Origin of the sequence: Streptosporangium roseum DSM 43021 (assembly GCF_000024865.1) — a bacterium.
GTDB classification, from domain to species: Bacteria; Actinomycetota; Actinomycetes; order Streptosporangiales; family Streptosporangiaceae; genus Streptosporangium; species Streptosporangium roseum.
Window position 1 is genome coordinate 1,366,839 of record NC_013595.1, and the last position, 25,523, is coordinate 1,392,361.

Below are 25,523 nucleotides of genomic sequence, written 5' to 3' on the forward strand. Positions count from 1 at the left end.
ACGCGGTCTCCGCGTGGTCCCGGCATGGTCTCGGCGGGTGCGGCGCGGCGCCTCACCCCGCTGTGCGTTCCGGGCTGGTTCCCGGCTCCTGCCCATCCTCAGCAGGGTAACCGTCTTCTGACATCACGAACTATCGGGGGCGGTCATTCGTTGCCTGCGAGGAGACCTGATCCTCAAAACCGGAAATCCTGCCAAAGTAGGGGACATGACGGACATCGCTGACGCGGTACGCACACACCAGCTCTTCAAGAGATTCGGGCATCAGGTGGCCGTGGGCGGTGTCGACCTCGTCGTACCGCGGGGCAGTTTCGCCGGGCTGGTGGGTCCGAACGGAGCCGGCAAGACCACCACGCTCAGCATGGTCACCGGCCTGCTCCGCCCGGACGGCGGCGCCGTCCACATCGACGGCCTCGACGTCTGGCGCGACCCGCTCCCGGTCAAGGGCCGCATCGGCGTGCTCCCCGAGGGGCTGCGCCTGTTCGAGCGGCTGTCCGGACGGGAGTTGCTGTCCTACAACGGCCAGCTCCGCGGCATCCCCAGGGCCGAGGTGGAGCAGCGGGCCGAGGAGCTGCTCAGGGTCATGGACCTGGCGGAGTCGGCGGACAAGCTCGTCGTCGACTACTCCACCGGCATGCGCAAGAAGATCGGCCTGGCCGCCGCGCTGCTGCACAACCCCAAGGTGCTCTTCCTGGACGAGCCGTTCGAGGGCGTGGACCCGGTCAGCGCCAACACGCTGGTCGAGGTGCTCCAGCGCTACACGGCATCCGGCTCGACCGTCGTCTTCTCCAGCCACGTCATGGAGCTCGTCGAGCGCCTGTGCGACTGGGTCTCGGTGATGAACCGCGGCCAGATCGTCGCCCAGGGGCCGCTGGACCAGGTCCGCGCGGGGCGCAGCCTCAACGAGGCCTTCCTCGGCCTGGTCGGCGTCCGGGGCGACGGCAACGGAGAGGAGGGGCTGTCATGGCTGGGCGCGACCTCGGCATGAGCGCGGCGGGCGGGGGCGGCGCGGTCCGGGTGGGGCCCTCGGTCTTCGTCCGGCTCAAGCTCCGGCTGATCGCCGGGAACCTGCGCGGCAGCACCCAGCGCCTGCTCGGGTTCGTCTTCACCGTGATCGCCGCGGTCGTCGTGGCGAGCCTCGGCTTCTTCGCGATGAGCATGCTCCGGCTCGCGCCCGCCGACGTCGCGACGGACGTCGTGATCGTGCTGTTCACCACTTTCCTGGTGAGCTGGGCGATCGTCCCGCTGCTGGCGTTCGGCCTGGACGACACGCTCGACCCGTCGCGGCTGGCGCTTTTCCCGCTGCGGACCGGCCGGCTCGCCACCGGAATGTTCGCCGCCTCGGTCACCGGCGTCTGGCCGATCGCCACTCTGATCATCACGGCCGGGGCCGTCGCGGGGCTGGCCACCGGAATCGGCGGGGTCCTCCTGGGCGTCGTCGCGGTGCTGCTGCAGTTCGCGCTCTGCATCGTCACCTCGCGCCTGGTCACCACCTCCCTGTCCGGCATCCTGCGCAGCCGCAGGGGCCGGGACGTGCTCGCCGTCTCGGTGATCTTCTTCATCCTGGCGGCCCAGCTCCCCAACCTGCTGCTCAACGGCGGTCTGGCGGGCGACCTGGCCGGGACGCTGCACGGCGTCGCCTCGGTGCTGCGCTGGACCCCGCCGGGCATGGCCGCGCACGCCATCGCCGACGGCGGCGCCGTGGCGGCGGCCGAGCTGGCCTTCCTCGCCGTCCTGACCGTCGTGCTGGGATGGCTCTGGATCGTGGCGCTCCGCCGGGCGCTGGTCTCCACGGACGCCTCCACCGAGGGAGCCTCCGTCCGCAACTCCAAGGGCCTGCTGGCGCGCGTCCTGCCCGACGGGCCGCTCGCCGCGGTCGCAACCAAGGAGCTCAAGTACGCCCGCCGCGACCCCAGGGGCCGGGTCGGCTGGTTCGCGGCCGTCGCCGTCACCGGCGTGATGGCCTTCTCCCTGAGCCGTGACGGGACGGGGACGGGAGGCGTCGCCCTGGCGATCGCCCCGGCGTGCATCGGTGGGGTGATGATCGGCCTGCAGTCGTCCAACTCCTTCGGCATCGACGGCCGCTCGCTGTGGATGAACTCCATGGTCTACGGCACGGGCCGGGACTGGCGGGCCGACCTCGCCGGACGGCACCTGGCCGTCATGACGATCGCGGCCCCGCTGCTGACCGTGCTGTCCGTGGTCGCCGCCCTCCTCGCCGGGAACCTGGTCTGGGCCGTCCCGGCCGTGCTCACCGCCTGGGGCATCCTCGGCGTCGGCCTCGGCGTGGGCGCCCTGACGAGCGTGCTGCTGCCGTACACCGTGCCCGAGCGGCTCAACGCCTTCACCGGCGCCGCTCCCGGGCAGGGCGGCGTCGCCTTCGCGGCCTCCTTCGGCGCGATGATCGGCAGCAGCGTGCTGGCGCTGCCGGTCGCGCTGCCGGTCCTCCTCGGCCTCACCTGGGTCAGCGTGCTGGCCGTGCCGTACGGCCTGCTGATCTCCTGGGGCGGCCGCCGGATCGCCGGTGACCTCGGATTCAGGAGATATCCCGAGATCCTGGCCGCGACCTCCCAGCCGGGCTGAATGGTCTAGTCCAATAGGTGAGACCAGTCTCCGCCGGAGAAAACGGACTGGCTACGCTGGCAAACATGTCCGCCATCGCGCACCATCAGGCAGAACGTTCTTCCGCCGTCACCGAGATGCCCGACGAGCTGCGCGCGGACGTGCGGCTGCTCGGCGAGCTCCTGGGGCAGGTCATCGCCGAGTACGGCGGTGATGATCTGCTCGCCGATGTCGAACGTCTTCGCAAGGCCGTCATCGCGGCCCGTCGCGGGAAGGTCTCGGTCGACGAGATCACCGCGATGGTCGCCGAGTGGCCCGTCGAGCGGGCGGTGCAGATCGCCCGGGCGTTCACCTGCTACTTCCACCTGGCCAACCTGGCCGAGGAGCACTTCCGCATCCGCACGCTCCGGGTCCGCGACACCGGCGAGGAGCCGCTGCCCGAGTCCCTGGCGCAGGCCGTGCAGGAGCTCGGCGGCGAGCGCGTCACCGAGCTGGTGGAGGGGCTGCGGCTGCACCCGGTGCTGACCGCGCACCCGACCGAGGCCCGCAGGCGCGCGGTGGTCACCGCGATCCAGCGGATCAGCGGCCAGCTCGCCGCCTACAACAGTCCCGAGCGGGGCGCCGCCGAGCGGGCCGAGACCCGGCGGCGGCTGCTGGAGGAGATCGACCTGCTCTGGCGGACCTCCCAGCTCAGGTCCACCAAGCTCGACCCGCTGGACGAGGTCCGCACCGCCATGGCGGCCTTCGACGAGACCCTGTTCCGGGTGGTGCCGCTGGTCTACCGCTCGCTGGACGCCGCGCTCGGCGAGGGCACCGGCACCCGCGAGCCGCTGGCCCGTCCCTTCATCCGCTACGGGAGCTGGATCGGCGGTGACCGGGACGGCAACCCCAACGTCACCGCCAAGGTGACCAGGGACGCCGTGCTCATCCAGGCCGAGCACGTGCTGATCGCCCTGGAGAACGCCACCCACAGGATCGCCCGCACCCTCACCCTGACCGCGGGCTACACCCCCGCCTCGCCGCGGCTGCGGGCCGCGCTCACCGCCGCCGAGAACGACCACCCCGAGCTGGTCTCGGAGATGGCCACCCGCTCCCCGCAGGAGCCGCACCGGCAGTGGCTGCTGTTCGTCGCCGCCCGGATCGTGGCCACCCGGCAGCGCGGCCTCGACCTGGCCTACCGCTCGCCCGAAGAGCTCCTGGGCGACCTGCGGACCGCCCAGGAGTCGCTGGTCGCGGCCGGGGCCGAGCGGCAGGCGTACGGCGAGCTGCAGCACCTGATCTGGCAGGTGGAGACGTTCGGCTTCCACCTGGCCGAGCTTGAGGTGCGCCAGCACTCGCAGGTCCACGCCGCCGCGCTGGCCGAGCTCGCCGCCGGGCGGACCTCCGAGCGCACCGACGAGGTCCTGGCCACCATCCGGACGATCGGCTGGATCCAGGAGCGGTACGGCGTGACCGCCTGCTCCCGCTACGTCGTCTCCTTCACCCGCTCGGCCGACGACATCGCCGCGGTCTACGCGCTGGCCGGGCACGCGCTCGGCGACAAGGCCCCGCAGCTCGACGTGGTCCCGCTGTTCGAGTCGGGCGCCGACCTGGCCAACGCCCCGGGAGTGCTGTCGGGGATGCTGGAGATCCCGGGCATCCAGCAGCGTCTCGCCGCCAACGGCCGCCGCCTGGAGGTCATGCTCGGCTACTCCGACTCCGCCAAGGAGCTCGGCCCGGCCGCCGCGACCCTGAAGCTGTACGAGGCGCAGGAGGCCCTGGCCGCGTGGGCCGCCGAGCACGACGTGCGGCTGACGCTGTTCCACGGCCGTGGCGGCGCCCTGGGCCGGGGCGGCGGTCCGGCCAACCGGGCCGTGCTCGCCCAGGCGCCGGGCTCGGTCGGCGGCAGGTTCAAGGTCACCGAGCAGGGCGAGGTCATCTTCGCCCGCTACGGCCACGCCGCCATCGCCCGCCGCCACATGGAGCAGGTCACCTCGGCGGTGCTGCTCGCCTCCACCCCGTCGATCGAGGCCCGTACGGCCGAGGCCGCCGGACGCTTCCGGGGCATGGCCGAGCAGGTCGCCTCCGCCTCGGAGAAGGCCTACCGGTCGCTGACCGAGGCACCCGGCTTCCCCGAGTGGTTCTCCCTGGTCAGCCCGCTGGAGGAGATCGGCTCGCTCCGCCTCGGCTCCCGCCCCGCCCGGCGCGGCCTCGGCGCGCCCCGGTCGCTGGACGACCTGCGGGCCATCCCCTGGGTGTTCGCCTGGGCCCAGACCCGGGTCAACCTGCCCGGCTGGTACGGCCTGGGCAGCGGGCTGCAGGCGGTGATCTCCGAGTCCGGCCTGGACGAGCTGCGCGCCGCCTACCGCGAGTGGCCGCTGTTCGCCTCGCTGCTGGACAACGTGGAGATGTCGCTGGCCAAGACCGACCGCGACATCGCGGCCCGCTATCTCGCGCTGGGCGGCCGGGACGACTTCGTCGAGCAGGTCCTGCGCGAGTACGACCTCACCCGCCGTCTGGTCCTGGAGATCACCGGCCACAGCCGCCTGCTGGAGAACCGCAGGGTGCTCTCACGCGCGGTCCAGCTCCGCGACCCCTACGTGGACGCGCTCTCCCATCTCCAGCTCCGCGCGCTGTCGAGGCTCCGCGCCGACGACGGGCTGTCGGAGGAGGAGCGCGAGCGCCTGTCCACGCTGCTGCTGCTGTCGGTCAACGGCGTCGCCGCCGGCCTGCAGAACACCGGTTGAGATCCCCCTCCCCCGGAGGGAGGGATTCTCATCCTGCCGGGGCCGGGCCCTTCACCCTGAAAGGACCCGGCCATCCCCGGTGACCTGCCGGCGATCGAGGAACTCGTCGCGGCGGCCTACCGGCCGTGGGCGGACCTGATCGGGGTCCGCCCCGATTGCCATAGGGGAACGGGGCGGTCTCCCGAGGCCTCACCCGAACAGGACGTCGGTCGAATCCGCCGTGGCCGCGAGACGGATCCATGATTCGATCTGCTCGATATCGGTGCAATTCGTGATGCGTTCTCTGGCGTCGTCGGACACCTCGACCCCCCGTGCGGCGAGAACCGCCAGAAGAGCCCTGGTCTCCCCTTCGGCCCGCCCCTCTTCCCGGCCCTCTGCAACGTATTTCCGGGCGAAGTCGCTTTGGTATTCATAGGTGCCGGTCTCCATCATTACCTCCAGAGAAAGTCGGGCGGCGGGTGGAAGTGCCATGAGCACGAAATCAGAATACAGCCGGGCCTGGTCGTCATCGATGGTGGAGAGCGCGCCGAACAGCGCTTGGAGCACGTCGGTCCCCTCCGGTGAGCCTCCATGCGCCATCGCGGACAGTACGGCCAGCTCAGGGGCACGGGCGGCTTCCTTGGCGTCGGTCACCATCGGCACGGCCTCGGGGCCGATGACGAGCGGAGCGAGTGTCCAACCGGGATGTCCCAGGGGGATCGGGGTTGCACACCATATGGCGGTCCGGGTGTTGGTGCAGATCACCAGCAATACGGTCGGGCAGCGCGTCCGGGCGCGGAGGGTGGCCAGATAGACCGGCCAGCTCCACCTTTTGTCCTTGTCCTGGCCTCTTGTCCTTGTCCTGGCCTCGCTGCACCTCCACCACCACCGCCAGCGCCGGTTCGTCGGCCAGGGTGAGCATCACCACCGCGTCCGCCCGGTATTCCGTCGGTGTGCAGTCGGTGAACTCCTCCGACTCCAGCCGGGCCTCACTATAGGTGGGAATTGTGACGCCCAGCGCGTCCACCAGCAGTTCGGCGGCGAGGGATGGGCGGTTGCGGAAGAGGTGGATCAAGGTTTCGTGTTCCTGCGATGGCATGGCCGTCAGATTACTCAGAGCATTCGATTCGCGGGAAGTTTTTTCGAAAAGCATTCGAGGGTGATCGATAAAATAGCAAATTTCAAATCCGGGCGAAAAGCAGATTGGTGAGCGCTTTTTGGCTCATTTGCGGGTGTGGAAGGTGGAGGGCGTTCCGACGGGTCGGTCTGCGGGGGAATGCCGGTATTTCGGCGGGGGATCTCAGGGATCTCAGGGAACGACCCGTTCGGGGGCCGAGTAGAGGTTGAAGCGCTCGTCGCGGAGGAAGCCGACCAGCGTCATCCCGAACTCCCTGGCCAGGTCGACGGCCAGGGAGGAGGGCGCGGAGACCGCGCAGACGACCGGCACGCCCGCCGCGAGGGCCTTCTGCATGATCTCGTAGCTGCTGCGCCCGCTGACCATCAGGATGTGCCCGCCCAGCGGCAGCCTCCCGTTCATCAGGGCCCAGCCGACCAGCTTGTCCACCGCGTTGTGCCGCCCCACGTCCTCGCGGATCGCCAGGAGCTCCCCCTCGACGGTGAACAGCCCGGCCGCGTGCAGCCCGCCGGTCTTGCCGAACACGCCCTGCCCCTCCCGCAGCCGGTGCGGCAGGCCGTACAGGATCTCGGGGGAGACCCGCAGGTCCTCCTGGTCGGGCAGCGGGGAGCAGCGGCCGCGCAGCGCGTCGAGGCTGGCGGTGCCGCAGACGCCACAGGCGCTCGACGTGACGAAGTGCCGGTCGAGGGCGGGCAGGTCGGGCAGCCGCCCGGCGCTCAGCCGTACCGTCACCGTGTTGTAGCGGGCCTCGGGCGCCACGTCCGCATCGGTGCAGTAGGCGATGGAGGAGAGGTCACCCGGGGCGATGACGCCCTCGCCGTAAAGGAACCCGGCCGCCAGCTCGAAGTCCGCGCCCGGGGTCCGCATGGTGATCGCGACCGTACGGCGTGCCTCGCCCGCCTGGATCCGGATCTCCAGCGGCTCCTCGGTGGCCAGGTCGTCGCGGTGGTCCCTGACGATCCCGGCCGACACCTGCCGGACCCGGGCCCGCGTGGTCGGCCCCGGTCTCGTGACGCTATCCACGGGTGGTCCGCCGGAGCTCCGGAGGAAGGTCCGGCCCGCGCTCTCCGGTCACGGAGGCGTCCCGGCAGGCCTGGTCGTGCGGGGTGAGGCGTCTGCGCATATCGCCATCCTCTCGCGCTCCCACCTGTGCGGATAGTCGCGTATCCGGCCCGCCTCCGCCGCGTGGTCGCGGTATTCCCTGGTCATTGACGTAATTCGGTAACAGGCGGTCGGTAAGGGAGGGAAGATGGCTAAGTGCTCGACTCGCCCTTCACCGATCTCGACCGCCCGCCGCTCTCCCAGGCGGCGCTCACCCGTGCCCTGGTCCGCCCCGGCGGCCTGTGGTCCGACATCACCGTCGTCGGCAGGACCGGTTCGACGAACGCCGACCTCGCCCAGGCCGTCCGTGACGGCGCGAGGCAGGGGGCCGTGCTCATCGCCGAGGCGCAGTTCGCCGGCCGTGGCAGGCTCGGCCGCGTCTGGAGCGTGCCGCCGCGCTCCGGCCTGACGTTCTCGATGCTCCTGCGGCCCGAACCGCCTCCCACCAGGCAGGGCTGGCTGCCGCTGCTCGTGGGCCTGGCCGTCGCGTCGGCCGTGCGCAAGCTCGCCGAGGTGGACGTCCGCCTGAAGTGGCCCAACGACCTGCTGATCGGGGAGCGCAAGCTCGCCGGGGTGCTCGCCGAGCGGGTGGACAGCGCGGTGATCATGGGCGTCGGGCTCAACGTGAGCGTCCGCGCCGACGAGCTGCCCGTGGAGACCGCCACCTCGCTGGCCGTGGAGGAGGCCGCCTGCGTCGACCGCGACCCGCTCATCCGGGCGGTGCTGCGGGAGATCGAGCTCCACTACCGCGAATGGTCGCAGGAGGACGGCGACGCCGACGCGTGTGGGCTGCGGGCCGCCTACCTCGGGCTCAGCGCGACGGTCGGCCGCGAGGTCAGGGTGGAGCTGCCGGGAGAGCGGGTGCTCACCGGGCTGGCCACCGGCATCGACCAGGCCGGCCACCTGCTCGTCCGGTCCAAGGGCGAGGAGCACACGCTGAGCGCCGGCGACGTCGTGCACGTCCGGCCGCACACCTCATGACGCGGGGCCGCTAGACGTGCCACGATTTGCCCCATGGGTCTCCCGGATCACCACCTGACGGAGGGCGAGCAACGCATCCGCGCGTTCCGCCCCCACTGGAAGCGTCTCGTCGTCCCGCTGCTCGCGCTGATCCTCATCATCGCCGGGTCCAGTGCGGCGATCTTCTTCATGCCCGCCTTCGAATACGACGCCTACGCGCGCATCGCGGTGGCCGTGATCGCGGTGGGGCTGCTGACCGTGTGGTCGTTCGTCCCGTACGTGCAGTGGAAGAACACCTCGTACGTGCTCACCTCGCACCGGTTGACGATCAGCACGGGCGTGCTGAACAAGTCCAACGACGACATACCGATGAGCAAGGTCAACACGGTCAGCGCCGACCAGACGCTGATGGGGCGGATACTCGGCTGCGGCACGCTCAACGTCGAGTCGGCGGGGGAGCAGGGCCACATCACGCTGCGCGACATCCCCCACATCCAGGACGTGCGGGCGGAGCTGTTCCGCGCGCTCGACGACGCGTCCGACGGCGATCCGTGAGGGACCGGCGGCCGCGCGCCGTACCGTCACGTGGCGTAATCTCCTGGATTGGGGAAAGAAAATGGGCGGAGGGGAAGTGACGGGACGTCCGACGGCCGAGGAGATCGAACGGCTCTTCGTCGGCGCCTCGCCCCGCCACACCCGGGTCCAGGTGGCCGAGGTCGCAGGGGTGCCGCAGGATCTCGCCGAGCGGATCTGGCGTGCCCTCGGGTTCGCCACGCTGGCCGACGACGCGGTGGCCTTCACCGACGCCGACGTGGCCGCGCTCGAACGGGTCCGGGCGATGATGGAGGGCGGCCTGCTGGACGACCAGACGGTCGTCCGGATGGCCAGGGCACTGGGCCAGACGACCGCCAGGCTCGCGCAGTGGCAGGCCGAGATCATGATCGGCGCCATGCTGGAGCCGGACCAGCAGCCCACCGACGCCGCGCTGGCCGCGATCCTGGACACCGCCCACCGGCTGCTCCCGGACTTCGAGCAGGTGCTGATCCACGTCTGGCGCGCCCAGCTCGCCGCCGCCGGGACCAGGCTGCTGGCCATCACCGACCTCACCGAGGAGATCGTGCCCACCCGGCTGACCCTCGCGGTGGGCTTCGCCGACCTCGTCTCCTTCACCCAGGTCTCCCGGGAGCTGGACGAGCGCGCCCTGGCCGAGCTGGTCGAGGGGTTCGAGTCCCGGGCCTCCGACGTGGTCGCCGCGCACGGCGGCCGGATGGTCAAGACCCTCGGCGACGAGGTGCTGTTCACCGCGGCCGACCCGCGCACGGCCGCCCTGATCGCGCTGGAGCTCGTCGAGGCGATCCGGCGCGACGGGCCCGAGGTGCGGATCGGGCTGGCCTACGGGCCGGTCCTGCCGGTGATGGGCGACGTCTTCGGGACCACCGTCAACCTGGCGGCCCGGCTGACGGCCATCGCCCGCCCCGGCACGATCATCGTCGACGGCGAGCTCGCCGAGGCCGTCGGGGAGACGCCCGGCGTCGAGGCGCACCGCATCCGGCGCCGGCCCGCCCGCGGTCTCGGGGTGGTCCAGCCCTACGTCCTCCGCAGAGCCTGAGCCGTAAGCGCTCCGCGGAGCCTGATAGGCATGGACGTGGGGGCGCGTTCAAGCGAACGCCGCTTCACCGGTAACCGAATTCGAAGATCTCAAAGATGAGGTGCAGGACATGCCGTACACCGTGCAAGGCGTGGTCGCGCGTGGCAAGGGTGAGCCCGTCTCGCTGGAGACGGTCCACGTGCCGGACCCCGGTCCCGGCGAGGCGGTGGTGACCGTCCAGGCCTGTGGCGTCTGCCACACCGACCTGCACTACCGCGAGGGCGGGATCAACGACGAGTTCCCGTTCCTGCTCGGCCACGAGGCCGCCGGAGTGGTCGAGGCAGTCGGCGAGGGGGTCACCGACGTGGCCCCCGGCGACTACGTGATCCTGAACTGGCGGGCGGTCTGCGGCGACTGCCGCGCCTGCCGTCGCGGCCGTCCGTGGTACTGCTTCAACACCCACAACGCGACCCAGAAGATGACCCTGGCGGACGGCACGCCGCTCAGCCCGGCCCTGGGCATCGGCGCCTTCATCGAGAAGACCCTGGTCGCGGCCGGGCAGTGCACCAAGGTCGACCCGGCGGCGCCGGCGACGGTGGCGGGCCTGCTGGGCTGCGGCGTGATGGCGGGCATCGGCGCGGCCATCAACACCGGTGGCGTGACCCGCGGCGACAGCGTGGCCGTCATCGGCTGCGGCGGCGTCGGCGGCGCAGCCGTCCACGGCTCCTGGCTGGCGGGCGCCACGAAGATCATCGCGGTGGACGTGGACGACCGCAAGCTCGCCTGGGCCAAGGACTTCGGCGCCACCCACACCGTCAACTCCCGCACCACCGACCCGGTGGAGGCGATCAGGGAGATCACCGGCGGCAACGGCGCGGACGTGGTGATCGAGGCGGTCGGCCGCCCGGAGACCTACAAGCAGGCCTTCTACGCCCGCGACCTGGCCGGGACCGTGGTCCTGGTGGGCGTGCCCACCCCGGAGATGACGCTGGAGCTTCCGCTGCTGGACGTCTTCGGCCGCGGCGGGGCGCTGAAGTCGTCCTGGTACGGCGACTGCCTGCCCACCCGTGACTTCCCGATGCTCATCGACCTCTACCTCGGGGGGCGGCTGAACCTGGAGGGCTTCGTCTCCGAGACGATCGGCCTCGGCGACGTCGAGGAGGCCTTCGCCAAGATGCATCGCGGCGAGGTCCTCCGCTCGGTGGTGGTCCTGTGATCGGCAAGGTCGTCACCTCGGGGACGTTCTCGCTGGACGGCGGGACGTGGGAGGTCGACAACAACGTCTGGCTGGTCGGCTCCGACAGCGAGGTCGTCGTCATCGACGCCGCGCACGACGCCGACGCCATCGTCGCGGGGATCGGCGGCCGTGAGGTCAGGGCGATCGTCTGCACCCACGGGCACAACGACCACATCAACGCCGCGGCCGACCTCGCCGCGCGGGTGGGCGCGCCGATCCTGCTGCACCCGGCCGACCAGGTCCTGTGGGAGATGGTCTACGGCGACATGCCGTACACGCCGCTGCGGGACGGCCAGGTGATCTCGGCGGGCGGCGTCGAGCTGACCGCGCTGCACACGCCCGGCCACGCGCCGGGCGCGGTCTGCCTGCACGCGCCGGAGATCGGGGCGGTCTTCACCGGCGACACGCTGTTCAAGGGCGGCCCCGGCGCGACGGGCAGGTCCTTCTCCTCCTTCGAAACGATCATCGACTCGATCCGTGGGCGCCTGCTGACCCTGCCGGAGGGCACGGCCGTGCACACCGGTCACGGCGACTCCACCGCGATCGGCGCGGAGGCTCCGCACCTGGAGGAGTGGCTGCTCAGAGGGCACTGACAGGTGCGACGACGTCGCCCCGTCCTCAATGAGGTGGCGGGGGAGCCGGCCTATGTGTGTCCCACCACACATAGGCAAGCCTTACCGAATGAGCTAAATTAGGTGTGCCTTACCTACGCGAGCTCCCAAGAGAGGCTTCTCCCCCGCCATGTATGTATGTGTCTGCCGCGCGGTTACCGAGAACGAGGTGCATGACTGCATCGCGGGCGGAGCGAAGAGCGCGCGCCAGGTCCGCGACATCACCGGTGCCGGGGGCGACTGCGCTTCTTGCGTGCGCAAGATCTGTGCAATCCTGAAGCGGTCTGAAGATTTGTTGCCGACCGCGTAGCACGAGGAGCCCGTCATGCAGGGCGACAAGAAGATCATCGAACTGCTCAACGAACAGCTCACGGCCGAGCTGACAGCGATCAACCAGTACTTCCTGCACGCCAAGATGCAGGAGAACTGGGGATACACCAGACTTGCCAAGTACACCCGCGAAGAGTCCATCGACGAGATGCGTCACGCGGAGAAGCTGACCGACCGGATCCTTTTCCTCGAAGGCCTGCCCAATTATCAGAAGCTGGGCATCCTGCACATCGGCCAGACCGTCAAGGAGCAGCTCCGCGCCGACCTGGACGTCGAGCTGGAGGTCGTCACGCGTCTGAGGCCCGCCATCATCCTGATGCGCGAGAAGGGCGACGCCACCTCGGCCCGCATCTTCGAGGAGATCCTCGAAGACGAGGAGCGCCACATCGACTACCTGGAGACCGAGCTGGGGCTCATCGAGAGCCTCGGCGAGCAGCTCTACCTGGCTCGCTACGCCGAGCCGCCGTCGGCTTCCTGAGTCGATTGCCCGAACACGCCCGCCGGGTCCCTTACGGCCGGGCGTGTTCTGCTTTGTCAGTGAGGTCATTGGTGAGCCTGTCCTTTCCAGGCTCTTACGAGGCGGGAGCCGTACTCCGCGGCCCTGAACCGTTGCGGGACGACTATCCGGGATTTATCAGTGTTTGCCCAGGTCAATGGATAGGTCAATGACGAGTCAAACCGCGCGCTGTACCCGGGAAACGATCGCCTAAGGTCCTACGATCGCAACATGACCTGTGTACTTCTCGCCGAGGATGACACCTCGATCTCCGAGCCGCTGGCGCGTGCACTGCGCCGCGAAGGCTACCAAGTTGAGGTGAGCCCCGACGGCCCGCAGGCCCTGGAGCGGGCTCTGTCGGGTGGCATCGACTTGATAGTTCTTGACCTGGGCCTACCCGAGATGGACGGTCTCGAGGTGGCCCGGCGTATCCGCGCGGAAGGGCACGGCACGCCCGTGCTCATCCTCACAGCCCGTGTCGACGAGGTGGACACCGTGGTGGGCCTCGACGCCGGGGCCGACGACTACGTCACCAAACCGTTCCGCCTGGCGGAGCTCCTGGCCCGGGTCCGCGCCCTCCTGCGGCGCGGCACGTCCGAGACGCCCGTGGTGCAGGGCGTGCGCATCGACGCCGACTCCCGTCGCGCGTGGATGGGCGACAAGGAGCTGCACCTGACGACCAAGGAGTTCGACCTGCTGCGCGTCCTCGTCCGCGACGCCGGCAAGGTGGTCACCCGCGAGCAGATCATGCGCGAGGTGTGGGACACCAACTGGTGGGGCTCCACCAAGACTCTCGACATGCACATCTCGTGGCTGCGCCGCAAGCTGGGTGACGACGCCGCCAAGCCCCGTTACATCACGACGGTCCGAGGGGTCGGCTTCCGGTTCGAACGCGAGTAGGGGATGCGTCGTCGACTGCTCTCCTCCACTCTGCTCGTCGCGGTCATCGGGGTGCTTCTGCTCGGCATCCCCCTGGGTGTGGCGGTCAACCGGCTGATCGAGGAAGAGGCGACCCAGGAGCTCTCCTCCCAGGCCAAGAGCCTGCTGGGGGAAGTGGAGTACGCCCGGATCCAGGATCAGCCCATCGATCCCGAACAGCTCAAGCGCAAATATCCCGACCGCTACATCCAGATCTATGCGAAGGGGACGCCGCCGCAGGTGACGACGGTGGGCGACGAGCCCCCCGAGAACCACAAGATGACCCAGGACGCCCAGTCGGAGAACGGGGTGTACGTCGCGGTCAGCCGAGACAAGACGGAGGTGGAGCGCGAGGTCCGGGCGTGGCTCCTGCTCATCCTGGCGCTCGCCGCGGCGGCGCTCGCGGTCGCGGTCGGGCTCGCCATCGTGCAGTCGCGCCGTCTGACGCTCCCGCTCAGCGACCTGGCGATGATCGCTGAGCGGCTCGGCTCGGGGGACGCCAGGCCGAGCAAGCACCGTTACGGCATCCAGGAGCTCGACCGGGTGGCCGAGGTGCTGGACCGCAGCGCGACCCGGATCTCCGACCTGCTGGCCAGGGAGCGGGAGTTCGCGACCGACGCCTCGCACCAGCTCCGCACGCCGCTCACCGGGCTGACCATGCGGCTGGAGGAGATCGTGGCGGCCGCGCACGAGCCCGGCATCGTCAAGGAGGAGGGCGAGGCCGCCATCGTGCAGGCCGAGCGGCTCACCGCCGTGATCGACGAGCTGCTGGCCGCCGCCAGACGGCAGCGGCACGCCCAGACCGAGGTGGTCGAGCTCGACGACCTGCTGGACCAGCAGTTCATCGAATGGGGTCCGGTGTTCCGCCGGGGCGGGCGGCAGCTCAAGCTGTCCGGCACGCGCGGTCTCCAGGCGGTGGGCACCAGCGGCGGCATCAGCCAGGTGATCTCCACTCTCCTGGAGAACTCGCTGGAGCACGGCGACGGCACGGTGACGGTGACCACCAGCGACAAGGACAGGTCCGTCCTCGTCGAGGTCGCGGACGAGGGAGAGGGCATCCCCGAAGACCTCGCCCCCCGGGTCTTCGAGCGCAACGTGAGCGGCGCGGGGGGCACCGGGCTGGGGCTGACCCTCGCGCGGGCGCTGGCCGCCGCCGACGGCGGACGCCTGGAGTTGGTACGGCCGCGCCCCGCGGCCTTCGCGCTGTTCCTCCGGCAGGTCGGCGACCCCGGCAGAAAACGGGTGGTCAGCGGGCCGGCATGACGGCGACCCGGTGTGACGGCGGGCGGGGCAACGGCGGGGGCAGGTGGCCGGCCGGCCGGAGTGGTCTCGACCGGGTGGTCAGCGGGCCCGCGTGACCTCGTCGGGGAGCTCCTTCGGCACCTCTTCGGTGGCGGCCAGGAAGACCCACTTCTTGTAGGACCAGAAGCGGAACAGCGTGCCCAGGCCGATGCCGATCAGGTTGGCCACGTTGATGCTCAGCGGGTCGGTCAGCTCCAGGGTGTAGCGGGTGAAGCCGATGCAGAGCAGCCCGATCAGTAGGGCGACCCCGTTGAGCAGGAAGAACAGGAAATACTCCCGGGCGAGCCCGCTCTGCTCCCGGTGCCGGTAGGTCCAGAAGCGGTTGCCGAAGTAGGCGAAGGTGGTCGCGATCACGGTGGCGATGACCTTGGAGGTCAGGGTGCCCCAGTGCAGGCCGTACTGGAGGAGGTTGAAGCCGCCGGTGTCGATGACGAAGGCGATCGCCCCGATGGTCCCGAACTTCGACAGCTCGCGGATCAGACCGGAGAGCCGTTCGTAGGCACCTCGCAGAAACTGCACGTCTCCTGCACGGTCCTTTCCAGGTTGGCTGGGGATCCGCCACTCGGGAGGACCTCGGACATTCTTCTGCCAGGCTACCGGGGGCGTCCCGGGCTCCGCCTGCCGGTTGACCAGGTGTTGTGCATACCAGTCAGCTAAGAATATTTCAATAAATGTCACGCCTTGCCGGATAAATCCGGGCATCTGACGTTACCCTGATCCGGTAGATCGCTGGGAGGCTTCGGGGGAGTCCGCCCCTGCGATCGGTCAGACGGATCGCCGCACGCGACGGCCACGACCACGGGACCACTCCTTGCCCCGCCGACTCCTCGCCCTGCTCCTCGGCCTGTCCGTGACGACCGGCTGCGGTGCGCGGGCAGCCGGGCAGGACACGCCCCGTGAGCCCGGGGCTTCGCCGAGGACGTCCGTCCGCGCGGTCGAGCCCGCCGAGGCGGCCCAGGCCTTCAAGCTGCTGGGCCGGCTCGACGACGCCTGGCGGAAGCGAGATTGCCAGACCGTCGAGAGGCTCACCACCTGGGCGGAGAAGACGCTGGGCGGTCGTGCCTGCGAGGCGACCCGGAACGGCCGCCCAGCCCCCTCCCGGAAGGGATACTCCGACGCGGAGTTCTTCCTGCCGGCCACGGCCGGCGCGGACCGCTGGTTCGTCGCCCTGGCCCGCCGTCCCCACCCCGCCTACTTCCTGTTCGTCCACGAGGGCGACGACTGGAGGCTCGCCGCCGGCCCCGTCCCGGTGAAGGGCGAGCCGCGCGAGCCGGCCGGGGGCGCGGTGCCCGCCGACGACCCCGGCGCCGGGGTCGGGGCGCGCCTGGCGCCGCAGCGCTACCTGACCTACCTGACCGACCCCGCCGGGGTGAGCGGGGTGACCTTCCCCAAGGGGGACATCGCCAGGGAGCTGTTCGACGAGCTGGTCCGGCGGCCCCGGAAGGTGCGGCCCGACCGCCTCACCTCCGACGTCCGGCTGCTCGTCGGACCGCAGCGGGCGCTGCTGCTGCCCGGCGGGGGCGCGCTGGTCATCCACGCCCTGGAGATCGAACACCGGCAGAGGGCCGGGCCGGGCCGCTCATCGCTGCGCCACCCGATCTACGGCAAGGACGAGCTGCGCGGGTTCACCGGGAAGGGCAGGGTCGCCGGGCTGACCGGCACCGAGATCGTGCTCGTCGTCACCGAGGTGACCGGTGGCACCGGGGTCTCCACGGTCGCCGCGCGCCGCTCCCTGGCCACCCTCACCACCGGCTGACCTCCCACCGGCCAGGGCCCGGTAAACTCAACCGCCGTGAGCAGCCCTTCTTTGGCCAGTCCCATCGGACCCGTCGTCGGCGTGATCGGAGCGGGCCAGCTGGCCCGGATGATGCAGCAGGCGGCCATCGCCCTCGGGGTGGAGTTGCGGGTGCTGGCCAACTCGCCGGACGAGAGCGCCGCCCGGGTGATCGTCGACGTCCGCCTGGGCGACTACCGCAACCTGGCGGACCTGCGCGACTTCGCCAAGGGGTGTGACGCGCTCACCTTCGACCACGAGCACGTGCCCACCGAGCACATCCGCGCGCTGGCCGGGGACGGCTCCGCCGTGCACCCCGGTGCCGACGCCCTCGTGCACGCCCAGGACAAGGCCGTGATGCGCGAGCGGCTGACCGCGATCGGCGTCCCGTGCCCGCCCTGGCGGCGGATCGCCACGGCCGCCGACGTCGAGGAGTTCGCCGCGGACAACGGCTGGCCGGTCGTGCTCAAGGCCGTGCGCGGCGGCTACGACGGGCGCGGCGTCTGGATCTGCCGATCCGCCGAGGACGCGGCGGAGGTCCTGGCCAGCGGGGTGCCGCTGATGGCCGAGGCGTTCGTGCCCTTCGAGCGCGAGCTGGCCGTCCTGGTCGCCCGCTCGCCGCACGGGCAGGGCGTCAGCTACCCGGTCGTGGAGACCGTCCAGCGCGACGGCATCTGCGTCGAGGTGATCGCCCCCGCGCCGGGGCTCGACCCCGAGCAGGCCGCGGCGGCCCAGCGGATCGCCCTGACGATCGCCCACGAGCTGGGGGTGAGCGGGCTGCTGGCGGTGGAGATGTTCGCCACCGCCTCCGGGCTGGTGGTGAACGAGCTGGCCATGCGCCCGCACAACAGCGGTCACTGGACCATCGACGGCGCGCGCACCTCCCAGTTCGAGCAGCACCTGCGCGCCGTGCTCGACCTCCCGCTCGGCTCGCCCTCGCTGACCGCTCCGGTCGTGGTGATGGCCAACCTCCTGGGCGGCGACGACCCCGACGTCTTCTCCCGCTACGAGCACGTGATGGCGCACGACCCGGGGATCAAGGTCCACTTCTACGGCAAGGAAGTACGGCCCGGCCGCAAGATCGGCCACGTCACCGCCCTCGGCACCGACCTGGACGAGGTCCGGGCCCGGGCCCGGCACGCCGCCGTCTACCTCACCGAGGGCGTCTACACATGAGCCTGCCGATCGGCGGGCACGGCACCACTGCGAACACGGTCCACGGGCCGCGAGGCGAGGAGAACGCATGACCACCGTCGGCATCGTCATGGGCAGCGACTCCGACTGGCCGGTGATGAGACTCGCCGCCGAGGCGCTGGCCGAGTTCGGCGTCGAGTTCGAGGCGGACGTGGTCTCGGCGCACCGCATGCCCGAGGAGATGATCGCCTACGGCGCGCAGGCGGCGGGGCGGGGCCTCAAGGTGATCATCGCGGGGGCCGGGGGAGCCGCCCACCTGCCCGGCATGCTCGCCTCGGTGACCCCCCTGCCGGTGATCGGCGTCCCGGTCCCGCTGAAGTATCTCGACGGCATGGACTCCCTGCTCTCGATCGTCCAGATGCCCGCCGGAGTCCCGGTCGCGACCGTCGCCGTCGGCGGCGCCCGCAACGCGGGCCTGCTGGCCGTACGCATCCTCGCCGCCGCCGACGAGGACCTGCGGGCCCGGATGGTGGAGTTCCAGGCGTCCCTCAAGGAGCAGGCCCACGCCAAGGGCGCCAAGCTCCGCGCCGAGGCCGCTCAGCTCGGCGGCTGAGCCGTACGGTCTCCGGGCGGCGGGACCTCCCTGGCCCGCCGGGTGGGTTTCGGCTGGACGCGCGGCGGTGGTTCCGCCCTCCGCTCTCCGGTGGAGCCGCGGAGCCATCGGTCCCCGGAGGCGCGGCGGCCACTCGCCCGCGCCGGGTTCTCCGGGATGTACGCGTGAGCGGGGATCGAGGACATGCGGGAGCTGTTCGGGTGGGCGCCTGTCGACGACCGTGCCTATGACCGAGCCTGGCAGGCCCAGGGTCTGCTCACGGCGAAGGGACAGCAGCGGGGCGCGGGGCCGGTGGACCTGGTGGTGGCGGCGACAGCGGAGCTGCGGGGGCTCACGTTGTTGCATCGTGACCATGATTTCGACTGTGTCGCCGCGGTCACAGGTCAGCCGCTTCAGTGGTATGCCCCCGAGGCGGGGAAACAGCGCGGTCATCCACGCCGCAGGGGAGCTATACCGATCCTGAATGTCGGCTCACTAGCCTGAGGGCTTCCCAGCGCCCGAGGATGAGGAGACAACGACCATGGTGAGGAAGCCCGCGTCGCTCGCGGCCGTGACGATGGCGACGGTCATGCTGACGTCATGCGGGTTGACGGGTGTCCCGCAGGGCGGCGGCGGTGAGGAACGCCAGTTCGGCCCGGCCGCGGCGAGCCCCACCGGGTCCGCGCCCACCTCACAGCCGGCCCCCGGGGCGACGGCCACCGCCTCCTCGCCGACCGGTGCCGGAGCGGACACCCGTCCCGCGCTCGCGAGCACGCAGAGCACCCACACCCCGGCCTACAAGGTCGAGGTCGTCGGCCTGAACCGGGTCGCGGGCAAGCACCTCGTCGTCCAGCTCAGGCTCTCCAACACCGGCACCAGCGAGAACATCTCCTGGACCGGGGAGCTGGGGGACAACACCCGCCCGCTCGGTGAGATCCGCTGGGCCTCGGGCATCGGCGTGCTGGACGCGGCCGCGCGCCGCTGGCTGCTGCCGTACAAGCCGGCCGACAGCCCGTGCCTGTGCAGCGACGAGCGGCGTGACGACCTCGGCTATTTCATCGAGCCCGGCGAGTCGCTGCCCGTCTACGCCGTCCTGCCCGCCCCCTCGGGGAACCCGGCCACCACCACCGTCGTCACCCCGCTCGGCCCGCCCATGATGGACGTGCCGATCAGCGACGAGCCCGTCACGCCGCCTGCCGGGCAGACCTTCCCCGACCCCGAGGCCCAGCCGGTCACCGTGATCAGCCACCGGATCATGACGCCGTCGGAGTCGCCCGACAGGTCGGAGGAGACCACCGACGACGGCGAGGACCTGCACGTCAACCTCTCCTCCGACGTGCTGTTCGCGCTGAACAGGGCCGACCTGACGCCCCGGTCCAGGGCCGTGCTCACACGCACCGCCAAGCTGATCGACACCTCCGAGGGCGCCACGATCACTGTCGAGGGACACGCCGACTCCTCGGGCACCGACGCCATCAACGACCCGCTCTCCCAGCGCCGGGCCCAGGCGGTGCAGCGCGCCCTGTCCGGCCTGCTGACCAGGACGGGGGTGCGTTTCCAGGCGAAGGGGTACGGCTCGCGGCGGCCGCTCTACGGCAACGAGGACGAGGAGGGACGGCGGCGCAACCGGCGTGTCACCGTGACGTTCGCCAAGCCGCGGCCCGCCGAGACGCGGCCCGCGACCACTCCCGAGGCGGACCCGGCGCCGAGCGGACGCGGCCTCACGGCGCGGGGGAAGGACGACGGGCAGCCGTTCACCCTGGAGGTGACCAGCCTGCGGCGGCTCCCCGGCGATCTGGGCGTCCTCACCTACAAGATCACCAATGACGGCGACGCAGAGGCGTGGCACCACGAGCTCAACCGCTCCGCCGAATGGATGTCGTACAAGTACCAGGCCGCCGGCAACGTGCGGTTGACGGACCCCGCCACCCGGCGGCAGTACCTGCCGGGCAGGATCGTCGTGCAGGCCGACGACGGGACCGACGCCTACTGCGCCTGCACCGAGCTGGCGGGCGTCCGCGTGGGCACGGAGAAGATCGCTCCGGGCCGGACGAAGGAGTTCTGGAGCCTCTTCGCGCTGCCCGCCGGCGCCTCGTCGGCGCAGGTCAAGATCGCCCAGTATCCTCCGCTGCGCGTCCCCATCCGGTAGACCGACTCCCCGGCCTCCTCGGTTCCCCGGACTTCTCGGACTCCTTGGCTCCCCGGACTTCTCGGCTCCTCGGACTCCCCGGCTCCCCGGTTTCCTGGCTTGACGGCTCTCCGGTTCGGCACGGGCTCCTCGGGGAGCCGCCCGGCGTTTCCGGAGGTCGCCGGCTTCCTCAGCGGCCGGAAGAGGGGGACCGGTCCCGTGAACGACCCGCCGAGCCGATCACCCTCGGAACAGCCCGCCCGCCGTACCGGGGATAGGTGACGGCTCCCGGGGAAGGGAGGGACCTCCAAGGTTTCGGAGGTTGAGGATCATGAGGAATGCGATACGCGCCGCCATCGGACTCACCGTGGCCGTACTGGCCGTCTTCGGAAGCATGGGAGCGGGCGATGCCCACCGGCCCGCCCAGACCGGCGTGAGCTCGGAGTCGCCTCGCCACTGATTCCGAAGGCTGAGATCACGCCGGCTCAGAGGCCGGACCGGTCTCGGTGATGAAGCCGCTCAACGGCGTCGACCGGTACCGCGTCCGCTTGAGGTGGTTTCGGATCTTGAGGTGGCTTCGGATGAGGACGATGAGAGCTCATCGCCGCCGCCCTCGGCGCGGCTGGATGGCCTGCCGTTCGGATCCGTCCACACCCCTTCGGCCGGATCACAGGGGCATACGACGGCAACCGGTGGACAGAACCCCGGACTCCCGCGGATCGACGGCCCGGCACCCGAAAGAAATCAGTTGTGGCTCGGCGTGTGATCACGTAATTTACGGTCGGCATCGTCAGACGCACCGTGAGGACAACCGCGTGACCCCGCCTGCTTTCTTGGCCTGACACTTTCCCACAGCGCTTCGTAGCCGACGTGGTCGGCTCCGCCGGACTGCCCTGGACCGCCTCGGGCAGCCTCCGGCTCTTCAGCGTTCCAGGCCGTGTGAACACGGCCTTTCGTCAGGTCTTAGAGAGATCATGTCTTCACAACCCCATAGAGATCATGTCGTGCTGCCCTGGATCGTGCAGCGAACTCGCCTGCCTCTCCTCTCCCTTCGCTGCCTGGAGTGCCGGGCGACGGTGGCCACCACCGGGGAGGGCAGGTTCCGGGTCAATGCCAACGGCAAGCTCCTCGACGTGTGGCTTCTGGTCCGTTGCGTCGCCTGCGGCCAGACCTCGAAGGTCACGGTGCACGAGCGGGCCCCGGTCCGATCCTTCGACCCGGTCCAGCTCCACGCGTTCGAAACCAACGACTCGGCATCCGTCGCCCAGACGCTCCTGGACCCGCTGGTCGCCCGGCGCAATCGGTTCACCCTCAAGTGGAACGGCGCGTGGCGTCTGGTCACGCCGCAGGAGCCGCCTGCGGATGCGAGCTGGCCGGTCCAGGTGAAGGTCGAGTTCCTGGACCCCGTGCCGGTCCGTCCGGAACAACTGATCGCCCAAGGTCTCGGCATCAGCAGGAGCGAAACCGGACGCCGGATCAAGTGCGACATCCCCCTCAACCGCAGGACGAGCACAGATTTCGTCTTCACCGTCCACCCCGATCCCCAAGGAATCTTCGCCGTCCACCCCGATCCCCAAGGGAGGTGTGAGGTGTAAAGGTCCCGGCAGCACCGAGGCCGGCAAGGCCGAGACCGTCCCCCGCCGTCGGTCGGACGGTGGGCGGACGGTGGGCGGACACGGCGCCTGGCGGATCAGGGATAGATCTTCCTGTGCTCGGCCGGCATCGTGACGTACTGCTCGATGCGGCTCAGGGGTGTCCATCTGTGCGGCGCCGTACCGGGTGGAAGGTCAAAGCGCAGCGAGGGGCGGGTGGAGCGGCTGGGGGCCGGCCCATCCACGCGGCGCCGTACGGGGTGCTCCCGCTGCGCGGGAGCGGGCGGGGCGGGGGCGGTGCGGGGTTTTCCTTGATCTGTTGGGATTAGCCGTGCTACAGGACGCCCAATCCCAACAGATCAAGGAAAACCCCTGATCACTACCGCTCCCGGCACTCATCGGCGCCCGCCCTGCCTCACCCGGTCCACCACCGCCCCCAGACCACGAGACACCGACCCGCACAGAAGGAGCGGTCCCCGGCCACCCCACCCACCCCTCGCCGCGCTTTTGACTTTCTACCCCGGTGCGGCCTGTACGGAAGGAGTGGTCCTTGGCCGCTCCACTCACCCCTCGCTGCGCTTTTGACTTTCCACCCCGGTACGGCGCCGCGCCGGTTGACGACGAATGACCCCGACGCCACCCTCGATCCCTGCCTCACCCTCGACCCCAGTCCCGGCATCGGATACTCGTACACCGCGCCACTGGATGTAGCCACCGGCGTGACGGGCGATGCCTGGGGCGTGGGACGGGGGCGTCCGGCGAGGGAACCGGACAAGGAACATCCTCCGGGAGTGGTCGCACAGCAGCGGCGTGGCCGCCTGCCTGACCGGCTCGGTGGCCTCCTTGGCAGGGCGCTGTCCGGAAGGGGGCGGTCGTTAGGCTGCGCCGATGAGATAGGCACATACCTGGTTGAGATCGCACATACCTGGAGGTAACGATGACGTCCTTGCCGCAAGTGCTCGCTTTCGGAGGCGTGGTCATGCTGGGGGCGATGTCGCCCGGCCCGGACTTCGCCGTGGTCGTCCGGCGCTCAGCCGTCTCGGGCAGGAATCTGGGCATGGCCACGGCGGTGGGCATCGCGGCCGGGGTGTTCGCCTGGGCGGCCGCCGCGGCGACCGGGCTGGCTGCCCTGGTGGCCGCGTCGGCGATGGCCTTCACCATCGTCAAGATGGTGGGAGCGGCCTACCTGCTCTACCTGGGCGTCCGGGCACTTATCGGGGCGGTCCGCGGCGGGGGTGCCGAGCCGGACGCGCCGGAGGCCGGCCGGGGGAGCCCGTGGGCGGCGTTCCGCGAGGGCCTGCTCTGCAACGTGCTCAACCCCAAGGCCGCGTTGTTCTTCGTGGCGCTCATGCCGCAGTTCCTCTCCGACGGCGCCCCGCTCGGTGACACGCTGATGCTGTCCGCGGTCGCCCTCGTGATCACCACGGCCTGGTTCCTGACGGTGGCCAACCTCGTCGGCGCGCTACGCCGGATCCTCGCACGCCCCGCGGCGCGCCGCACGATCGACGCCCTGTCGGGAGCCGCCCTCATCGCTCTGGGCGTCCGCCTGGCCGCCGTCAGCCGCCCCTGAACGGACCTGTCCCGCCGCGCAGCCGACGATGATGCGATCTATCAGGCTGAGACCGGCGCGGGTACGGTGCCCGCGCCGGGACGGTGCCTGATCTGTAGCCGGCCGGGCGCGGCCGCCGGGACGGGCGGTCAGGTGGGTGGCTCCGGTGCCGGTCGCGTCCGCGCGGGGCCGGTCCGCGCGACACCCCTCGCGCGGCCGCCGGGACGGGCGGTCAGGTGAGGGGCGTCGCGGCGGCCCGCTCCGCACGCTGGAGGAGCGGGCCGCCGCGGAGCGCGCCACGGTCGGCGGGTGGCGCCGGGCGGGCTGAGCCGTAGGCCGGGAGGAGCCGCGGGGAGAGCGGGACCTCAGCTGCTCACTACGGGCGGCCGAGGGCGCGGTAGTGCCAGCCGGAGGCGCGCCAGGTTTCGGCGTCGAGGGCGTTGCGGCCATCGACGATCTTGCGGGTGGCCACGACGGTGCCGAGCGTGTCGGGGTCGAGGTCGATGAACTCCTGCCATTCGGTCAGCAGCAGCACCACGTGGGCATCGCGGGCCGCCTCCAGGGCGGATTCGCCGTAGGAGAGCTCGGGGTGGGCCCGCCGGGCGTTCTCCTGGGCGACGGGGTCGTAGACGGTGACCCGGCCGCCCTGCTCGCTGATCTTGACGGCGACGTCGAGGGCGGGGGAGTCGCGGATGTCGTCGGAGTTGGGTTTGAACGCGGCGCCGAGCACGGTGACCGTGCAGCCGCGGAAGGAACCGCCGGCCAGCTCGCGGGCCAGGTCGACCATGCGGGCCCGGCGGCGCATGTTGATCGCGTCCACTTCGCGCAGGAAGGTCAGTGCCTGGTCGGCGCCCAGCTCCCCGGCTCGGGCCATGAACGCGCGGATGTCCTTGGGCAGGCAGCCGCCGCCGAAGCCCAGGCCGGGGTTGAGGAACTTGCCGCCGATGCGGTCGTCGAAGGAGAGCGCCAGTGACAGCTGCTTGACGTCGGCGTGCGAGGCCTCGCAGACCTCGGCCATCGCGTTGATGAACGAGATCTTGGTGGCCAGGAAGGCGTTGGCGGCGACCTTGACCAGCTCGGCGGTCGGGTAGTCGGTGATCACTATCGGCGTGCCCATCTCCAGCATGGAGGCGTACACCTCGCGCATGACCTTCTCCGCCTTGTCGGAGGCCACGCCGAGCACGATCCGGTCGGGGTACAGGGTGTCCTTCACGGCGAAGCCCTCGCGGAGGAACTCGGGGTTCCATGCCAGCTCGGCTCCCGAGCCGATGGGCGCCAGCCGAGCCAGTTTGTCGGCCAGGCGCTGGGCGGTGCCCACGGGCACGGTCGACTTGCCCAGGACCAGGCATTCGCGCTTCAGGTGGGGGGCCAGCGACTCGATCGCGGCGTCCAGGTAGGAGACGTCGGCTCCGTACTCACCGGGTTTCTGCGGGGTGCCCAGACACAGGAAGTGCACGTCGCCGAAGGCGGCGGCCTCCTCGTAGGAGGTGGTGAAGCGCAGCCGCCCGTTGGCGAGGTTGCGCCTGAGGACCTCTTGCAGCCCGGGTTCGTAGATGGGCAGATCCCCGGCCTGCAGCCGGGCGATCTTCTCCGCGTCCACGTCGACACCGAGGACTTCGAAGCCCAGCTCCGCCATGCACGCGGACGTCGTCGCACCCAGGTATCCGGTTCCCACCATCGTCAGGCGGTAGGCCACTGGTGTTCCTTTCGCTTCTGCCCGATTATGTGCCGTCAGAGTATCGGTATCCCTCCTTGTGCTCACCACCTGCACAAACAGGTAGGGACACATATCACATGCAGTGGAGCGGTCCA

The 25,523-nt window shown here is 70.6% G+C and carries 25 protein-coding genes; 20 read left to right on the forward strand and 5 right to left on the reverse strand.

What is annotated here, in order from left to right:
- The first annotated feature begins 205 nt into the window (after positions 1 to 205).
- From SROS_RS06345 to SROS_RS06355, 3 genes are all read left to right on the forward strand, one after another.
- Entirely contained in the window at positions 206 to 985 is a 780-nt protein-coding gene (locus tag SROS_RS06345; RefSeq protein ID WP_012888063.1) for an ABC transporter ATP-binding protein, read from the forward strand.
- Positions 961 to 2,580 carry a hypothetical protein gene (locus SROS_RS06350; RefSeq protein WP_012888064.1) on the forward strand — a complete coding sequence of 540 codons (1,620 nt, stop codon included), beginning with the start codon at positions 961 to 963 and terminating at the stop codon, positions 2,578 to 2,580. Before SROS_RS06345 ends, SROS_RS06350 begins: the two co-directional genes overlap by 25 nt.
- A 65-nt stretch (positions 2,581 to 2,645) precedes the next feature.
- Positions 2,646 to 5,285: a phosphoenolpyruvate carboxylase gene (locus tag SROS_RS06355; protein ID WP_012888065.1), complete on the forward strand. Its 2,640-nt coding sequence runs from the start codon at positions 2,646 to 2,648 to the stop codon at positions 5,283 to 5,285.
- Positions 5,286 to 5,474: 189 nt separating this feature from the next.
- On the opposite strand, the gene SROS_RS52050 is transcribed toward SROS_RS06355, so the two are convergent.
- From SROS_RS52050 to fdhD, 3 genes are all read right to left on the reverse strand, one after another.
- Positions 5,475 to 5,921 (reverse strand): hypothetical protein, encoded by a 447-nt coding sequence (locus tag SROS_RS52050; RefSeq protein WP_218919818.1) that lies wholly within the window; start codon positions 5,919 to 5,921, stop codon positions 5,475 to 5,477.
- Complete coding sequence (locus SROS_RS52055; protein ID WP_218919819.1) at positions 5,884 to 6,417, reverse strand: hypothetical protein; 534 nt, start codon at positions 6,415 to 6,417, stop codon at positions 5,884 to 5,886. The genes SROS_RS52050 and SROS_RS52055 overlap by 38 nt, the downstream gene beginning before the upstream one ends.
- Positions 6,418 to 6,573: 156 nt before the next feature.
- Positions 6,574 to 7,422 carry a formate dehydrogenase accessory sulfurtransferase FdhD gene (gene fdhD / locus SROS_RS06365; RefSeq protein ID WP_012888066.1) on the reverse strand — a complete coding sequence of 283 codons (849 nt, stop codon included), beginning with the start codon at positions 7,420 to 7,422 and terminating at the stop codon, positions 6,574 to 6,576.
- A gap of 234 nt (positions 7,423 to 7,656) precedes the next feature.
- Here fdhD and SROS_RS06370 point away from each other — a divergent pair, with 234 nt between their 5' ends.
- The 9 genes from SROS_RS06370 (at position 7,657) to SROS_RS06405 (ending at position 14,903) form a co-directional block, all read left to right on the forward strand.
- The gene (locus SROS_RS06370; protein ID WP_012888067.1) at positions 7,657 to 8,481 is read left to right on the forward strand and encodes a biotin--[acetyl-CoA-carboxylase] ligase; all 825 of its coding nucleotides are present in this window, start codon (positions 7,657 to 7,659) and stop codon (positions 8,479 to 8,481) included.
- A gap of 33 nt (positions 8,482 to 8,514) precedes the next feature.
- Positions 8,515 to 9,015: a PH domain-containing protein gene (locus tag SROS_RS06375; RefSeq protein WP_012888068.1), complete on the forward strand. Its 501-nt coding sequence runs from the start codon at positions 8,515 to 8,517 to the stop codon at positions 9,013 to 9,015.
- Positions 9,016 to 9,076: 61 nt separating this feature from the next.
- Positions 9,077 to 10,069, forward strand: a complete 993-nt coding sequence (locus SROS_RS06380; RefSeq protein ID WP_012888069.1) for an adenylate/guanylate cyclase domain-containing protein — start codon at positions 9,077 to 9,079, stop codon at positions 10,067 to 10,069.
- A 109-nt stretch (positions 10,070 to 10,178) separates the two neighbouring features.
- The gene (locus SROS_RS06385; protein WP_012888070.1) at positions 10,179 to 11,264 is read left to right on the forward strand and encodes an S-(hydroxymethyl)mycothiol dehydrogenase; all 1,086 of its coding nucleotides are present in this window, start codon (positions 10,179 to 10,181) and stop codon (positions 11,262 to 11,264) included.
- Positions 11,261 to 11,878: an MBL fold metallo-hydrolase gene (locus SROS_RS06390; RefSeq protein WP_012888071.1), complete on the forward strand. Its 618-nt coding sequence runs from the start codon at positions 11,261 to 11,263 to the stop codon at positions 11,876 to 11,878. The genes SROS_RS06385 and SROS_RS06390 overlap by 4 nt, the downstream gene beginning before the upstream one ends.
- Before the next feature lie 148 nt (positions 11,879 to 12,026).
- Complete coding sequence (locus SROS_RS47225) at positions 12,027 to 12,206, forward strand: (2Fe-2S)-binding protein (RefSeq protein WP_081453045.1); 180 nt, start codon at positions 12,027 to 12,029, stop codon at positions 12,204 to 12,206.
- Positions 12,207 to 12,221: 15 nt separating this feature from the next.
- Positions 12,222 to 12,704, forward strand: coding sequence for a bacterioferritin (gene bfr, locus SROS_RS06395; RefSeq protein WP_012888072.1), 483 nt, complete (start codon positions 12,222 to 12,224; stop codon positions 12,702 to 12,704).
- Between the two features lie 249 nt (positions 12,705 to 12,953).
- Positions 12,954 to 13,622, forward strand: coding sequence for a response regulator transcription factor (locus SROS_RS06400; protein ID WP_012888073.1), 669 nt, complete (start codon positions 12,954 to 12,956; stop codon positions 13,620 to 13,622).
- A gap of 3 nt (positions 13,623 to 13,625) precedes the next feature.
- On the forward strand, positions 13,626 to 14,903 hold the full coding sequence (locus SROS_RS06405) for an ATP-binding protein (protein ID WP_012888074.1): 1,278 nt from the start codon (positions 13,626 to 13,628) through the stop codon (positions 14,901 to 14,903).
- Positions 14,904 to 14,981: 78 nt separating this feature from the next.
- Here the strand turns inward: SROS_RS06405 and SROS_RS06410 are convergent, their stop codons facing one another.
- Complete coding sequence (locus SROS_RS06410; protein ID WP_043651485.1) at positions 14,982 to 15,461, reverse strand: GtrA family protein; 480 nt, start codon at positions 15,459 to 15,461, stop codon at positions 14,982 to 14,984.
- Between the two features lie 292 nt (positions 15,462 to 15,753).
- On the opposite strand from SROS_RS06410, the gene SROS_RS06415 reads away from it, so the two are divergent.
- From SROS_RS06415 to SROS_RS06445, 8 genes are all read left to right on the forward strand, one after another.
- Complete coding sequence (locus SROS_RS06415; RefSeq protein ID WP_012888076.1) at positions 15,754 to 16,698, forward strand: hypothetical protein; 945 nt, start codon at positions 15,754 to 15,756, stop codon at positions 16,696 to 16,698.
- 36 nt (positions 16,699 to 16,734) lie between these two features.
- Positions 16,735 to 17,892: a 5-(carboxyamino)imidazole ribonucleotide synthase gene (locus SROS_RS06420; protein ID WP_218919820.1), complete on the forward strand. Its 1,158-nt coding sequence runs from the start codon at positions 16,735 to 16,737 to the stop codon at positions 17,890 to 17,892.
- A 67-nt stretch (positions 17,893 to 17,959) separates the two neighbouring features.
- Positions 17,960 to 18,463, forward strand: a complete 504-nt coding sequence (purE, locus tag SROS_RS06425) for a 5-(carboxyamino)imidazole ribonucleotide mutase (RefSeq protein WP_012888078.1) — start codon at positions 17,960 to 17,962, stop codon at positions 18,461 to 18,463.
- A 183-nt stretch (positions 18,464 to 18,646) separates the two neighbouring features.
- Positions 18,647 to 18,946: a PIN domain-containing protein gene (locus tag SROS_RS06430; protein WP_012888079.1), complete on the forward strand. Its 300-nt coding sequence runs from the start codon at positions 18,647 to 18,649 to the stop codon at positions 18,944 to 18,946.
- 37 nt (positions 18,947 to 18,983) lie between these two features.
- Positions 18,984 to 20,591, forward strand: a complete 1,608-nt coding sequence (locus tag SROS_RS45735; RefSeq protein WP_012888080.1) for an OmpA family protein — start codon at positions 18,984 to 18,986, stop codon at positions 20,589 to 20,591.
- 310 nt (positions 20,592 to 20,901) lie between these two features.
- On the forward strand, positions 20,902 to 21,030 hold the full coding sequence (locus SROS_RS53755; RefSeq protein WP_012888081.1) for a hypothetical protein: 129 nt from the start codon (positions 20,902 to 20,904) through the stop codon (positions 21,028 to 21,030).
- A 544-nt stretch (positions 21,031 to 21,574) separates the two neighbouring features.
- Positions 21,575 to 22,165, forward strand: a complete 591-nt coding sequence (locus tag SROS_RS06440; RefSeq protein ID WP_245564574.1) for a DUF1062 domain-containing protein — start codon at positions 21,575 to 21,577, stop codon at positions 22,163 to 22,165.
- A 934-nt stretch (positions 22,166 to 23,099) separates the two neighbouring features.
- Positions 23,100 to 23,732, forward strand: coding sequence for a LysE family translocator (locus SROS_RS06445; protein WP_012888083.1), 633 nt, complete (start codon positions 23,100 to 23,102; stop codon positions 23,730 to 23,732).
- Between the two features lie 355 nt (positions 23,733 to 24,087).
- Here the strand turns inward: SROS_RS06445 and SROS_RS06450 are convergent, their stop codons facing one another.
- Positions 24,088 to 25,407 (reverse strand): UDP-glucose dehydrogenase family protein, encoded by a 1,320-nt coding sequence (locus SROS_RS06450; RefSeq protein WP_012888084.1) that lies wholly within the window; start codon positions 25,405 to 25,407, stop codon positions 24,088 to 24,090.
- Positions 25,408 to 25,523: the final 116 nt, after the last annotated feature.

What these genes read in the sequence shown, in the direction of transcription:
- SROS_RS06380 (WP_012888069.1), top strand. Translation starts at nt 9,077, where the DNA reads ATGGGCGGAGGGGAAGTGACGGGACGTCCGACGGCCGAGGAGATCGAA.
- SROS_RS06350 (WP_012888064.1), top strand. Translation starts at nt 961, where the DNA reads ATGGCTGGGCGCGACCTCGGCATGAGCGCGGCGGGCGGGGGCGGCGCG.
- SROS_RS06385 (WP_012888070.1), top strand. Translation starts at nt 10,179, where the DNA reads ATGCCGTACACCGTGCAAGGCGTGGTCGCGCGTGGCAAGGGTGAGCCC.
- SROS_RS52055 (WP_218919819.1), bottom strand. Translation starts at nt 6,417, where the DNA reads ATGCTTTTCGAAAAAACTTCCCGCGAATCGAATGCTCTGAGTAATCTG.
- SROS_RS53755 (WP_012888081.1), top strand. Translation starts at nt 20,902, where the DNA reads ATGAGGAATGCGATACGCGCCGCCATCGGACTCACCGTGGCCGTACTG.
- SROS_RS06405 (WP_012888074.1), top strand. Translation starts at nt 13,626, where the DNA reads ATGCGTCGTCGACTGCTCTCCTCCACTCTGCTCGTCGCGGTCATCGGG.
- bfr (WP_012888072.1), top strand. Translation starts at nt 12,222, where the DNA reads ATGCAGGGCGACAAGAAGATCATCGAACTGCTCAACGAACAGCTCACG.
- SROS_RS06375 (WP_012888068.1), top strand. Translation starts at nt 8,515, where the DNA reads ATGGGTCTCCCGGATCACCACCTGACGGAGGGCGAGCAACGCATCCGC.
- SROS_RS06430 (WP_012888079.1), top strand. Translation starts at nt 18,647, where the DNA reads ATGCGGGAGCTGTTCGGGTGGGCGCCTGTCGACGACCGTGCCTATGAC.
- SROS_RS45735 (WP_012888080.1), top strand. Translation starts at nt 18,984, where the DNA reads ATGGTGAGGAAGCCCGCGTCGCTCGCGGCCGTGACGATGGCGACGGTC.
- purE (WP_012888078.1), top strand. Translation starts at nt 17,960, where the DNA reads ATGACCACCGTCGGCATCGTCATGGGCAGCGACTCCGACTGGCCGGTG.
- SROS_RS06355 (WP_012888065.1), top strand. Translation starts at nt 2,646, where the DNA reads ATGTCCGCCATCGCGCACCATCAGGCAGAACGTTCTTCCGCCGTCACC.
- SROS_RS06345 (WP_012888063.1), top strand. Translation starts at nt 206, where the DNA reads ATGACGGACATCGCTGACGCGGTACGCACACACCAGCTCTTCAAGAGA.
- SROS_RS06445 (WP_012888083.1), top strand. Translation starts at nt 23,100, where the DNA reads ATGACGTCCTTGCCGCAAGTGCTCGCTTTCGGAGGCGTGGTCATGCTG.
- SROS_RS52050 (WP_218919818.1), bottom strand. Translation starts at nt 5,921, where the DNA reads ATGGTGACCGACGCCAAGGAAGCCGCCCGTGCCCCTGAGCTGGCCGTA.
- SROS_RS47225 (WP_081453045.1), top strand. Translation starts at nt 12,027, where the DNA reads ATGTATGTATGTGTCTGCCGCGCGGTTACCGAGAACGAGGTGCATGAC.
- SROS_RS06400 (WP_012888073.1), top strand. Translation starts at nt 12,954, where the DNA reads ATGACCTGTGTACTTCTCGCCGAGGATGACACCTCGATCTCCGAGCCG.